14 protein-coding genes are annotated in these 12,992 nt (G+C 36.8%); 12 read left to right on the forward strand and 2 right to left on the reverse strand.

The window, feature by feature from the left end; genetic code table 11:
• The first annotated feature begins 109 nt into the window (after positions 1 to 109).
• A complete protein-coding gene (locus SIB75_RS02270) occupies positions 110 to 1,051 on the forward strand; it encodes an RpoD/SigA family RNA polymerase sigma factor (RefSeq protein ID WP_413683804.1) in 942 nt (313 codons plus the stop codon).
• A gap of 12 nt (positions 1,052 to 1,063) precedes the next feature.
• Here SIB75_RS02270 and pdhA read toward each other — a convergent pair whose 3' ends face one another.
• The gene (gene pdhA / locus SIB75_RS02275) at positions 1,064 to 2,140 is read right to left on the reverse strand and encodes a pyruvate dehydrogenase (acetyl-transferring) E1 component subunit alpha (RefSeq protein WP_413683805.1); all 1,077 of its coding nucleotides are present in this window, start codon (positions 2,138 to 2,140) and stop codon (positions 1,064 to 1,066) included.
• Between the two features lie 114 nt (positions 2,141 to 2,254).
• Between pdhA and SIB75_RS02280 the strand changes: the two genes are divergently transcribed.
• From SIB75_RS02280 to SIB75_RS02300, 5 genes are all read left to right on the forward strand, one after another.
• Entirely contained in the window at positions 2,255 to 4,303 is a 2,049-nt protein-coding gene (locus tag SIB75_RS02280; RefSeq protein ID WP_413683806.1) for an IMS domain-containing protein, read from the forward strand.
• Between the two features lie 18 nt (positions 4,304 to 4,321).
• Positions 4,322 to 5,785, forward strand: a complete 1,464-nt coding sequence (gene ffh / locus SIB75_RS02285; protein WP_413683807.1) for a signal recognition particle protein — start codon at positions 4,322 to 4,324, stop codon at positions 5,783 to 5,785.
• An 87-nt stretch (positions 5,786 to 5,872) separates the two neighbouring features.
• A complete protein-coding gene (gene rpsP, locus SIB75_RS02290) occupies positions 5,873 to 6,205 on the forward strand; it encodes a 30S ribosomal protein S16 (RefSeq protein WP_413683808.1) in 333 nt (110 codons plus the stop codon).
• A gap of 37 nt (positions 6,206 to 6,242) precedes the next feature.
• Positions 6,243 to 7,226, forward strand: a complete 984-nt coding sequence (locus tag SIB75_RS02295) for a PhoH family protein (RefSeq protein WP_413683809.1) — start codon at positions 6,243 to 6,245, stop codon at positions 7,224 to 7,226.
• A gap of 70 nt (positions 7,227 to 7,296) precedes the next feature.
• On the forward strand, positions 7,297 to 8,034 hold the full coding sequence (locus SIB75_RS02300; RefSeq protein ID WP_413683810.1) for a Bax inhibitor-1 family protein: 738 nt from the start codon (positions 7,297 to 7,299) through the stop codon (positions 8,032 to 8,034).
• A 45-nt stretch (positions 8,035 to 8,079) separates the two neighbouring features.
• On the opposite strand, the gene SIB75_RS02305 is transcribed toward SIB75_RS02300, so the two are convergent.
• Positions 8,080 to 8,592 carry a hypothetical protein gene (locus tag SIB75_RS02305; RefSeq protein ID WP_413683811.1) on the reverse strand — a complete coding sequence of 171 codons (513 nt, stop codon included), beginning with the start codon at positions 8,590 to 8,592 and terminating at the stop codon, positions 8,080 to 8,082.
• Between the two features lie 51 nt (positions 8,593 to 8,643).
• Between SIB75_RS02305 and era the strand changes: the two genes are divergently transcribed.
• From era to larB, 6 genes are all read left to right on the forward strand, one after another.
• Positions 8,644 to 9,585, forward strand: a complete 942-nt coding sequence (era, locus tag SIB75_RS02310; RefSeq protein ID WP_413683812.1) for a GTPase Era — start codon at positions 8,644 to 8,646, stop codon at positions 9,583 to 9,585.
• A 5-nt stretch (positions 9,586 to 9,590) separates the two neighbouring features.
• Positions 9,591 to 10,373 (forward strand): tRNA (guanosine(37)-N1)-methyltransferase TrmD, encoded by a 783-nt coding sequence (trmD, locus tag SIB75_RS02315; protein ID WP_413683813.1) that lies wholly within the window; start codon positions 9,591 to 9,593, stop codon positions 10,371 to 10,373.
• 368 nt (positions 10,374 to 10,741) lie between these two features.
• Entirely contained in the window at positions 10,742 to 11,332 is a 591-nt protein-coding gene (locus SIB75_RS02320; RefSeq protein WP_413683814.1) for a class I SAM-dependent methyltransferase, read from the forward strand.
• A 22-nt stretch (positions 11,333 to 11,354) separates the two neighbouring features.
• Positions 11,355 to 11,855: a 2-C-methyl-D-erythritol 2,4-cyclodiphosphate synthase gene (gene ispF, locus SIB75_RS02325; protein ID WP_413683815.1), complete on the forward strand. Its 501-nt coding sequence runs from the start codon at positions 11,355 to 11,357 to the stop codon at positions 11,853 to 11,855.
• The gene (locus tag SIB75_RS02330) at positions 11,852 to 12,307 is read left to right on the forward strand and encodes a TIGR03792 family protein (protein ID WP_413683816.1); all 456 of its coding nucleotides are present in this window, start codon (positions 11,852 to 11,854) and stop codon (positions 12,305 to 12,307) included. Before ispF ends, SIB75_RS02330 begins: the two co-directional genes overlap by 4 nt.
• 3 nt (positions 12,308 to 12,310) lie before the next feature.
• On the forward strand, positions 12,311 to 12,958 hold the full coding sequence (larB, locus tag SIB75_RS02335) for a nickel pincer cofactor biosynthesis protein LarB (RefSeq protein WP_413683817.1): 648 nt from the start codon (positions 12,311 to 12,313) through the stop codon (positions 12,956 to 12,958).
• Positions 12,959 to 12,992 lie beyond the last annotated feature (34 nt).

A 12,992-nucleotide genomic window follows, 5' to 3' on the forward strand; every position in this document is an offset into this window, starting at 1 on the left:
TCATTTGTTAACTAATCGTCTACAGAATCTGAAGCCTTCATGAAAGTCGGGCATCTTTTACGATTTGTGTAGGAAAGTCTTACTACTTTAAGTACAGGGTCAAGAAACAATGGTTTCAACTGCACCCAAGCCCGCTGAATCACAAAAACGACGCAGCAGTGATCCAATTAGTTGGTACCTTTCCTCTATAGGAAGAGTTCCTCTTTTAACTCCTGCGGAGGAAATTGAACTTGGTAATCAGGTTCAAACTTTGATGAGTCTCACCGAGGATGGTCAGATTAAAGAGCAGAGCAAAGAATTTACCTCTCATCAAAGAAGATTGATTCGAATTGGAAGAAGAGCAAAGGAAAGAATGATGAAGGCAAATCTTCGATTGGTTGTAAGCGTTGCCAAGAAATATCAGGGAAAAGGTCTTGAACTTTTAGATTTAGTTCAGGAAGGTTCTCTTGGATTAGAAAGAGCGGTAGAAAAATTTGACCCTACACGTGGATATAAGTTTTCTACTTATGCCTTTTGGTGGATAAGACAAAGCATGACTAGAGCTATTGCTTGTCAGTCAAGAACAATTCGATTACCTGTTCATTTAAGTGAGAGATTAGCGACCATTAGAAAAATAAGCTTAGATTTGGCTCATAAGCTCGGTGCAATGCCTAGTCGTATTGAAATAGCTGAGGCAATGGAAATTGAGTTAGAAGAACTTGATTCGATTTTGAGACAAGCTCTTACTACAAGTAGTCTTGACGCTCCTGTGAATGGAGATGAAGGCCGTAGCTTTTTAGGTGATCTAATAGCTGATGGTTCTGGAGAAGAGCCACTAGACAAAGTTGAACAAAAAATTCATCAAGAACAACTTGGCAGGTGGCTAAGTCATTTAAGCGAACAAGAACAGCACGTTATTAGGCTTAGATTTGGCTTGGAAGGGAATGAGAGACATACTCTCGCTGAGATAGGAAGATTATTACAAGTTTCACGTGAGAGGGTTAGACAGGTTGAGCTAAAAGCTCTTAGGAAGTTGAGAAACCTCACGAGAAAGCTTCCTAGTGGAATTTGAATTTTATCTAAGTTAGTTTTCTGCCCAGATATATTTAGTTAATTCACTAGGATCAGGCTCTGGTGCGTTTAGAGCGAATTCAACAGCGTCATTAACTTCTAGATCAATTTCTTTTTCAATATTTTTTAATTCTTCATCAGTAACTAATCCAGAATTAGTTAGATCATTTTTTAACTTTTTTAAAGGATCTCTTTTAGCCCAGAATTCCTTTTCTTTTTCTGATCTCAGTTCATCTGGATCAGCCAATGAATGACCTCTGAATCTGTAAGTAAGGCATTCTATTAAAGTAGGCCCTTCTCCTGCCCTAGCTCTCTCAATAGCTCTTTGAGCAACACCTCTTACAGCTAGGACGTCCATTCCATCAACCTCTTCTCCTGACATCCCAAAAGCAGAAGCTTTTCTCCAGATTTCTGTTTCACTAGTTGCTCTGTCATGGGCCATTCCAATTGCCCATTTATTATTTTCGACTACAAAAATGATCGGTAATTTCCATAGTTGAGCCATATTTAAACATTCATAAAACTGACCTATGTTGCATGTACCATCACCGAAAAAAGCCGCAGTTACAGAATCACTATTTTCTTTAAGAGCCTCCCTTCTATATTTACTGGTGAAAGCAGCTCCAAGTGCGACTGGAATACCTTCACCAATAAATGCATAACCCCCAAGAAGATGATGTTCTTTTGAAAATAAATGCATTGAACCTCCTCTCCCCTTGCTGCAGCCTGTCTCCTTACCAAATAGCTCGCTCATAACCTCTTTTGCAGGGACTCCAGCACTTAAAGCATGAACATGATCTCTGTATGTGCTGCAAAACCAGTCATGTTTGCGTTTCATTGCTCCAATAACACCCGTACTTATTGCTTCCTGCCCGTTGTAAAGATGAACAAAACCAAACATCTTTCCTCTGTAATACATTTCTGCACATTTATCTTCAAATCGTCTTCCCAAAGTCATGTCTTTGAAAAGATTTAAACCAATTTCTCTATTGATTTTAGCGGGTTTGGTATTAGCCAGATTGCTTAGTCTGTCGGCGTGTTCCCTGTGCTGACTTGGGTCTTGGCTGGTTTTGTCCTGGTTGTTAGACATGACTTTGTTCATATTCACTTGTCAATCCTGTTTAGACTTTAAGCGTCAATGGATGCAAAATGGATAAAACCCCTTACGATGCCTAGAGCTTTTTTCCTAATTACCAAGTAGCGATTGGAATTACCTATTGATCATTTTCGCTTATTGGGGGTTAGCCCTTCTGCAAATGCTGAAGAAGTCCTCAGGGCTTTTCAGTTAAGGCTAGATCGTCCTCCCAAGCAAGGCTTTACGTATGAAGTTTTAGCTCAGAGAGCTGAGCTTCTAAGACTTTCTGCCGATCTTCTATCCAATCCTGCTGAACGACAATCTTACGAACTTGCTCTCATTGAGGGTTCTTCAGGATTTGACTTGTCTTCAAACAGAGAAGTCGCGGGTTTACTTCTTTTGTGGGAATCAAATGCTTCTTTTCAGGCTTTTAAACTTGCAAAAAAAGCATTGCAACCGCCTCAAGCCCCCGCTTTGGGAAGTGGCAGGGAGTCTGATTTAACATTAATAGCAGCTTTGTCTTGCAGAGACGCCTCTATTGATGAGCAGGCGGGTAGAAGATACGCTTCAGGTGCTGATTTGCTCCAAGAAGGGATACAGTTGCTTCAAAGGATGGGAAAGCTTGTTGAAGAAAGAAAAACCCTTGAATCCGATTTAGAGATATTACTTCCATATAGAATTCTTGATTTAATAAGTAGAGAGAAAGAAGATGAGAAATTTCATCAGGAAGGCCTGATGTTGCTAGAAGACTTTGTTAACAAAAGGGGCGGACTAGAAGGGAAAAGAAATTCAGAAAAAATAGCAGGATTAAATCAGAACGATTTTGAGCTATTTTTCCTTCAAATTAGAAGATTTATAACTGCAAAAGATCAAACAAAACTTTACGTGAATTGGTATCGAAGGGGTTCCGAAGATGCTGGTTTTCTTGCTGCTTTTGCCTTGATAGCTTCTGGCTTTTCTTATAAGAAACCAGAACTCTTGCAAGAGGCCCGTAAATATCTTCGAAATATCAATATTAATGGTTTTGATGCTATGCCATTAATTGGATGCCTGGATCTGTTGTTAGGAGATGCAAAGCAAGCAGAGTCTCGTTTTAGAAGCAGTTCAGATGAGAAATTAAAAGACTGGTTAAATAATTATCCAGGTGAAACCTTGGCTGCACTTTGTGACTATTGCAGAAATTGGTTGAGAAAAGATGTTGTAGTCGGTTTTAGGGATATTGAAATTGAAGCTGTAAATCTTGATGATTGGTTCGCTAATCAAGAAGTTCAGCTTTATATAGAACAGTTGGAAACAAAAGGTGCATTGGGAATTGCAAAAGCAGGATTTTCATTCTTATCGTCTTTTGCTCTTGAACAAGAAATTGAGAATAATTCATTAAAAAACTTGGATGAAGAAGAAGCTAATTTGCCAATGCCAGGGGGTTCTTTCGATGAAAGCTTGAAAGGACAGTCTTTTCAAGCACGATTGCAAAATAAAGAAGCTTTCTTAAGGTCTGATTTAGTTAAAAAGATAATTTCAAAATATTATTCAATATTTGAATTTATCAAGAAATCAAACTTCAAATCTTTCATATTAAAAAGACCGATTTATACAAGTGCTTTAGCATTTATTGGTTTATTTGTTGTTGGCACAAGCTTAGGAATACTCACACAGAGAAAACAATCAGAAAATAATGATATTTCGATCGCTGAAGTTGTTAAAGAAGAAGATGTAAAAATCAAAGATGATAGCTCAAATAAAATATTTAATGATAAAGAAAGATTAGCTACAAATCTATTAATTCCTCTTACTTCATCTTCTCCTACAGATCAAGAAATTAAATTTCTTATTGAATCATGGTTAAAGGGAAAAGCAGATCTATTGAAGGGTTTAGAAAGTGAAACTCTCTCTTCTGTGGCGTCTCCAAACTTATATAATATAGAAATCGAAAGGAGAAAAAAATACAATACTTTAGGTCAAAATATTATTATTGATGCAAGAATAACTTCAATTAAGGTTATTAAAAAGACAAATAAAAGAATAGAAGCAGATGTTCAAATGAAATATGAAGATAAAAAGATTAGTTCTTCTGGTGACATTATAGAGTCTAGCGTTTACCCTTCTTTAAAAGTGAAGTACATAATAGGTAAGAATAAAAATAACTGGCAATTAGTTGATTACATTAGTGGTAATTAAAAAATCTAAAATAAGAAAATGTTTGATGAACTAACCAATCAATTTGAAGATGCCGTAAAGGCATTCAAGGGAGACGCTAAGATTTCAGAGGAAAATGTTGATGAAGCACTTAAGCAGGTAAGACGAGCTCTCTTAGAAGCAGATGTCAGTTTGTCTGTCGTAAAAGAATTTATCGAAGAAGTAAGAGTCAAGGCAGTTGGCACAGAAGTTGTTAGAGGTATAAATCCTGGGCAAAAATTTATTCAAGTAGTTCACGAGCAACTGGTGAATGTCATGGGGGTAGAGAACGATCCCTTGGCAAATTCAGATGAAAAACCAACCGTGATTTTAATGGCTGGGCTTCAGGGGGCTGGAAAAACTACAGCTACAGCAAAACTTGGATTGCTCCTTAAAGAAAAAAATCAAAAACCATTGCTGGTAGCTGCAGATACATACAGACCAGCAGCCATTGATCAATTAGTAACTCTGGGAAATCAAATTGATGTAGAGGTTTTTAGTTTAAGTTCCAATTTAAAGCCAGAGGAGATTGCAAGAAAAGGTCTGGAAAAAGCTAGAGAAGAAGGATTTGATACTTTGCTTGTAGATACTGCCGGTCGGCTTCAAATTGATAAGGAAATGATGGGTGAGATGGTTCGAATTAAAGAGGCCGTTCAGCCTGATGAAGTTTTGTTGGTAGTTGATTCAATGATTGGCCAAGAGGCCGCAGACATTACCAGAAGTTTTCATGAAAAGGTAGGAATAACAGGTGCTGTTCTCACAAAACTAGATGGAGATTCTAGAGGTGGCGCTGCTCTTTCTATTAGGAAAATTAGCGGGAAACCAATCAAATTTATAGGAACAGGAGAAAAGGTTGAGGCATTGCAACCTTTCTATCCCGAGAGGATGGCTAGCAGAATCTTAGGGATGGGTGATGTCCTAACCCTTGTTGAAAAAGCACAGAAAGAAGTTGAAATTGCTGATGCAGAAATCATGCAAAAGAAGCTTCAAGAAGCAACTTTTGACTTCTCAGATTTTGTAAAGCAGATGAGGATGATAAAGCGAATGGGCTCGTTAGGGGGGTTGTTAAAAATGATTCCTGGGATGAATAAACTTGATGATGGAATGATTAAAAGTGGAGAAGATCAACTTAAAAAAATTGAGGCAATGATTGGTTCAATGTCAGAAGAGGAAAGGAATAAGCCTGAATTATTGGCAGCACAACCTTCAAGACGTCGAAGAGTTGCTAGTGGAAGTGGCCATCAACCGGCAGACGTTGATAAGGTCCTCGCTGATTTTCAGAGGATGCGAGGCTTGATGAAGCAAATGTCTACTGGAGGAGGACTCCCAGGCATGGATGGAGGACTTCCTGGAATGGGAGGACTTCCTGGAATGCCTTCATCAGGTTCTAATCCATATCAAGCAAGGAAAGGAAGAGGAGGTGCCGGTTCGGCGCCCCGAAGACAGCGACCAGTTAAGAAAAAGAAAGGTTTTGGTGATCTTTAGAGATAACAAAAGGCTAAATTAATCATCTGTGGAGTATTATTAAAGTGAAGAACCTTTGCGTTCAATCCACTTACAAATAAATAGAAGATGATCAAGCTCCGCCTTAAGCGGTTTGGTAAAAAGCGTGAATCCAGTTTTCGTCTAGTTGCCTGTAATAGCACATCAAGGCGAGATGGTCGCCCCCTACAAGAACTAGGCTTTTACAATCCAAGAACCAAAGAAACTAGATTAGATACTGAGGCTTTAAGAACTCGACTAGGACAAGGCGCACAGCCTACTGATGCGGTAAGAACTTTATTAGAAAAAGGAGGACTCCTTGAAAAGAAAGTTCGACCAGCTGAAGTTTTAGGAAAGCAAAAACAGGGAAAAGAGAGATCAGCAAAGAAAAAAGATGCAGCCGCATCTGAAACTTCTGAATAAGAAGTTTTGATTAATATCAATAACTTCAAGAAAATGTATGTCTGAAGCAACCACTGAAGGTCGCTTTTGTATAGATCTGCCTGATTCCGATGCTGCTACTGCTCTAGCTGGAACTGGTCAATCAACACTTCACAGATTGGGAAGCCTTACTGGAGCATCTTTTGCCTTAAGGGGATTACAACTTGAAATAAAAGGAAATTCTTATCAAATAGAAAGAGCGGCAGCAATTGTTGAATTAGTTAGGCCAATTTGGGAAGAAGGGCAAATTGTTTCTATCGTTGATTTACAGGCTGCTGCTCGAGCATTGGATAATGGAAAAAAAAATGATCACGTAAAATCAACAAATAAAGTTTTAGCCAGAAGTCAAAGAGGAAATCTTTTAAGACCAAGAACAATTAGGCAAAAAAATTATGTAGAAGCAATGGAAAAAAGTGATCTTACTTTTGCTTTAGGCCCTGCAGGAACAGGTAAGACATTCTTAGCAACAGTATTAGCTGTGCGAATGCTTACAGAGAGAAAAATCGAGAAAATTATTTTGACAAGACCTGCAGTTGAAGCTGGAGAAAGATTGGGTTTTTTGCCAGGAGACCTCCAGCAAAAAGTAGATCCCTATTTAAGACCTCTATATGATTCTCTTCACTCTTTACTTGGACAAGAAAAAACTAATTTACTTTTAGAAAAGAATGTGATCGAAGTCGCTCCTTTGGCTTATATGAGAGGAAGGACTTTAGAAGAATCTTTCGTGATACTAGATGAAGCCCAAAACACCACTCCAGCACAAATGAGAATGGTTCTTACCAGGCTTGGTGAGAGATCAAGGATGGTCGTAACTGGGGATGTAACCCAAGTAGACTTACCATTCGGACAGATGAGTGGACTTATTGAAGCAGCAGATTTACTCGAAAAGATTGATGGGATTTCTGTTTGTAGACTTACATCCGCAGATGTAGTAAGACATCCACTTGTTCAAAGCGTTGTTGATGCTTATGCAGAACTAGACAAAAAACAGACTATAGGGTGATCCGCATTCACATTCGTGGAGAGTTATTTTTTTTGTGCCAAAATAAGTATTAATAATTATCTGGTGCGTTATGCCAGCAAACAGCAATTTCCAACAAGCTATTCGTGAAGCACAATCAAGTTCACTTATTGGTCCAAATGTAGTTAATAAAGCTTTGCCATATGTAGGCGGAGGAATGGCATTAACCGGACTAGGTGTCTTAGGTGGACTTTCTTTACAAGCCACTAACAATCCTATATTTGGCCCTCTGTTTATAGTCGCTTTTATTGCAGAAATAGTTCTATTTTTCATGGCAAGCAGCGCTGCCAACAACGCAAATAATTCTAAAGCGCTTCCATTATTGACCGGATTCAGCTTGTTAACTGGTTTTACTCTAAGTGGGATTGTTGGATTAGCAATTCAAGTCGCAGGGATGGGAGCAATAGGAACAGCTGTATTCGCTACTGGAATCACTTTCGTGATTGCATCTTCAGTTGGCAGGAAGATGAGTGATAACGTCGGCCAAGCTTTACAAGGTGCAGTTGGCCTTGGATTGCTTGGTTTGATTATCGCGATGGTTTTCCAATTTATTGGAGGTTTATTTGCTCCAGGTATGTTTGGAGGCAGCGGATTTGAATTAATGATTGCTGGCTTTGGAACTGTACTTTTTGTTGCGATGTCTTTTGTAGATTTCTACACTATGCCAAGAAGATATAACGACGAACAGTATTTAGCAGGAGCATTGGGAATGTACCTAACTTATATAAACTTATTTGTTTTTGTCCTTCGTCTTATTATTGCTCTTCAAGGCGGTGGCAGAAGAGATTAAGACTTTTAAATTAAACATAAAAAATAGAGCCGAAAGGCTCTTTTTTTATGTTGCAACTTCATAAATACTTTCTGTTATTGCATTGATTTGTTCATCGTTATAACCCCATTTATTAAGAAATTTCAAATCCGTTCCATTCCCTTTTGTTGCTTCAAGTAAAACATCTAAACGTTTTTTTACCTGAGTTGAGTCTAATAGTTTAAGTAATTCAATACACCGAATTTTGATTCTTTTTGATTGCATTTCCTGAGGATTTTTATTCTTTCGATGTGCAATTATCATCGCTGAACTCATCGCAAGATTCTTTACGGTTAAGTCAATAACTTTTTCTCCAGCACTTCTTAGTTGAAAAATTAATGCATCAGGTAATCTATCCATTAAAGGGCAATCTATTGAAAGACTTACAACAAAAAACCCTCTTGCACCTTCAAACGATTTAATAAGCTCTCCAATTCGATCAGAAATAACTTCGTCACTTATTTCATCATTCTCCCAACTTTTGCACCAAATCATGGATGCTTGCATAGCTTCTTTAAAAGTTGGTTTCTGTTCATTCATGGTTTTATTGCTCTTTTAGAGTAAGGCTATAGATAATCGTAGAGAAAGAAAATGTCTTTGGGAGATTTAAATTCAGAGGATTTTAAGTCTGGATTTATTGCATTAATAGGTAGACCAAATGTTGGGAAATCAACGTTCATAAACAAATTTATTGGTGAGAAAATAGCTATTACATCACCCATTGCTCAAACCACTAGAAATCGATTAAAAGCAATACTTACCAAAAAAAAGTCTCAAATTATTTTTGTAGATACTCCTGGTATTCATAAACCACATCATTTATTAGGAGAAAGACTTGTTCAGAGTGCCAAAAGATCTATTGGAGAGGTGGATGCAGTCTTAGTTATTCTTGAAGCCAATCATTCTCCAGGTAGGGGTGATGCATTTATTTTAAACTTGATTAGAAATTTACAAATCCCAGTGATTGTAGCCTTGAATAAATGTGATCTTTTAGAGATGAGTCAATTTAAAGAAAGAAAGGAAGAATATTTAGACTTTCTTGAGAGTACAAATTGGCCAGTTTTTTGTTGTAGCGCTCTTACAGGAAAGGGATGTAATGAATTGATTAATGAAATAGAAAAAAAACTACCTTTGGGCCCTCAGTTATATCCAAGTGATATGACTTGTGACCATCCTGAGAAGTTTTTGATGGCTGAATTTATAAGAGAACAAGTGTTAATTAATACACGTGAAGAGGTCCCTCACAGTGTTGCAGTCTCTATTGATAAAATAGAAGAGATACTCTCGAAAAAAAAATCTAAAGAGAAGTCAAGAACAGGAATTCTTGCAACTATTTGTGTTGAGAAAAAAAGTCAGAAGGGAATTTTAATTGGTAAAGGGGGATCGATGTTAAAGAAAATTGGCCAGCAATCAAGACTGCAAATTCAAACTTTAATTAATGGAAATGTCTATTTAGAATTGTTTGTTAAAGTTGTTCCTGATTGGAGAAGTAAATCTTCTCGGCTTAATGAGTTTGGTTATGAAGGGAGCTAATTCATATGATTAAATTGAGATTCGATGTGGTAAGCCTTTTCCCAGAAGCATTTGAAAAATTTTTTAATCATGGACTTATAAAAAAAGCATTTGAAGAGAAGATCGCATCAATTCATATACACAATCCTCGTGACCATGCAATAGATAATTATCGGAAAGTTGATGATGAACCATATGGTGGAGGCGCTGGAATGGTCTTAAAGCCTGAACCTTATTTTTCGGTGTTTGATCAAATTCCAAAGCTCAATAAAAAAAAGATACTTTTGATGACTCCACAAGGTAGAAAAATATCTCAATCTGATTTTTCTAGATGGTCTAAAGAAGATCAACTCATTCTGATATGTGGCAGCTATGAGGGATTTGATGAGAGGATTCGGTCTCTAGCTGATGAAGAAATTTCAATTGGAGACTTTGTTCTTACTGGTGGAGAAATTCCTGCAATAACTGTTATTAATGGAGTATTACGTCTATTGCCTGGAACCTTAGGCAGTGCCGAATCATTAGAAGATGAAAGTCATAATGAGTTTCTTTTAGAACATCCGCAATACACACGACCTTCAGAATTCAAAGGAATGAAAGTTCCTGATGTTCTTCTAAGAGGTAACCATAAATTAATTAAAGAATGGAGGCAGAAGCAAAGAGAAATCAGGACGCAGACCCGTAGACCCGATTTGTTCGAACTTTGGAAGCTCGACCAATTATCATTCGATAAGAAAAGCACATTATTGAAAACTGATGTGAGCTTACGAATAGGCAACGAATATGACAACCATTATCCAGACTGGTAAAAGTATTGCAAGCACTGGGTTCTGATAGGCTATAAGAGAATTACCGTTAAGTTACCGTTCCAGTTTTGGAGGAGATCCTTAAAATAAGATTTAACGCAGAGTGACCGAAAGGAGGACAAATTTATCTACTCTCTTAAAGATTGCAGAACAATGATGAAATATTGAAATTTTAGTAAATGCATTAATAAGAGCAGAAGAGATTGGAGCTGTAAACAAAGATGCTTGAGAAGTGAAATACTTTTAATTAAATGACACTAGCTTATGAAAAAATGATTTTTCATTCTGTAAAATTTTTGAAAATAATAATCATAAAGTATTTTTTTTCGTTAAATTATCAATTCTAAAATTGAATTAAATATTGCATGAAAATGAGAAACAAAAATGAGGTTAGTGACTATTACATTGAATATAACAATTATTTAAAGGGAACTTCTGTTTTTGGAAGGATGTACCGAAGATATTATCTTTACCCAGCCCTAAGATTGATTGTTGGCAATAAATTTATAGATATAGGATGTGGATTAGGAGATTTTCTTTCCTTTGGTTCTAAAAGATCTTTAGGTTTAGATGTTAATCCATTAAATGTAGAATATTGTCGTGAGAGAGGTTTAAATGCTGATTTCATTGAGAATGATACTTTCCCAGTTGGTGAAAATTCATGGGATTTTGCTATAACCGACCAAGTACTTGAACATATTGAAAATCCTGATAGATTTCTTCTAGAAATCAAAAGAATAATTAAACCATCTGGTAAATTATTGATAGGTGTTCCCTGCTATTCGGGATACAATCGTGACCCAGATCATAAGATTTTTTATGATAAGAAGAAAATTATATCAACATTAGCAAATTATGGTTTTAGAACTATATTTCACTTCTACATGCCATTACCTTTTGCATTTCTCGGAAGGCTTTTGAAACAACAATCTTTATATATAATCTCAATCAATTCAGGTTGATGTCTATCTATCTATTGATTTTATGACTTGTAAGTCTCCTATGATAAGAATTGGTAACGGTTATGATATGCACCGATTGGTTGCTGGGCGACCTTTAATACTTGGCGGGGTCAAGTTAAGCCACCCTGAAGGTTTAGGTCTTGATGGGCATAGTGATGCAGATGTTCTTACCCATGCAATTATGGATGCCATCTTAGGGGCATTATCTTTGGGTGATATTGGAAAGTATTTCCCTCCAGATGACCCTAAATGGAAAAATGCAGATAGTTTGATTCTTCTTGAACAGGTAATGGAATTAATTGAGAAGAAAGGTTGGCAAATTCAAAATATTGATTCAGTTATTGTTGCTGAAAGGCCAAAATTAAAACCTTATATCGATTTGATGAAGGAAAAAATATCTAAGAAAATAGGAGTTGACTTTAATGATGTAGGAGTTAAAGCAACTACTAATGAGAAATTAGGTGCTGAGGGAAGAGAGGAAGGTATATGTTGTCATGCAGTTGTTTTGATGAAAAAAAAATGAAAACAAGTAGAAAGAAAAATCTTATTGAAAAAATATTGAGGTTCCTATTTGTTACTTTGATTTTTATTTCTACTGTTTTTGGAAACGTGAAAAATATTCAAGCTGAGTCTTTGTTGAAAGTGAATTTCCCAAAGGAATCTATTGTCGAGCACCTTAAGCTTGATGTGCCCAAAAAATTTAAACATGCTTGGTTAAAAGCCGAAGAAGGAAGTTGGGAACCATGGCTATTGAACAAAGATGGTTTTTTAGGGCGCCAACTTTTTTGGGATCCTAAAGATGAGGAGGCAATCTTGTTGATTGCTTGGAAGTCAAGAGATCTTTGGAAAAAGATCCCTCAGTCAGAAGTGAATTTTGTTCAGAAGGAGTTCGAAAATATTGCCAGAAAGGAAACAGGTGAAACAACTGGAAACCCTTTCCCCTTGATTTATGAAGGAGAATTAATTCCAGAGTGAAAAATGGATGAATCAATTGTTGACTTTCAGAGAAGAAAACGACTGGGCGTAGTTGAGGCTATATGGGGGGAGCACAAATCAATTAAACAAATTTCTGAAATCTTAAAAAAATATCAACTTGCCTCTGAAACAGCTTTGGTGACAAGACTTACAAAAGAAAAGGCAGAAAAACTTTTAATTGACTTTCCTTCTGCAAAATTTCATGAAATATCTGGTTGTTTAACTATGGGATCTTTTGAGGAATGTCTCTCTCTTAAGGAAGAAGTAATTATTTTGACTGGAGGAACAAGTGATTTAGGCGTTGCATCAGAAGCAGAAATCGCATTGAATTTACATGGCATAAAAACGAAATTGTTGATTGATGTTGGTGTCGCAGGGATTCACAGGCTTCTAGAGAGATTAGAAGAAATCAAAACAGCAAAAGTAGTTATTGCATGCGCAGGAATGGAAGGTGCTCTTCCTACTGTCCTCGCTGGATTAATTCCTCAGCCAATAATAGGACTCCCTGTGTCAGTTGGATATGGGATTAGTGGTGGTGGTAAAACTGCTTTAGAAGGAATGCTTGCAAGCTGTGCTCCAGGATTATTAGTAGTGAACATTGATAATGGATATGGGGCTGCTATGGCTGCTTCAAGAATTTTGTCGTCATGATTATTATTGGATTTTATCTCGACTTGTTAAATAG

Source organism: Prochlorococcus sp. MIT 1011, from assembly GCF_047305235.1.
In the GTDB taxonomy this organism is placed as follows: domain Bacteria; phylum Cyanobacteriota; class Cyanobacteriia; order PCC-6307; family Cyanobiaceae; genus Prochlorococcus_B.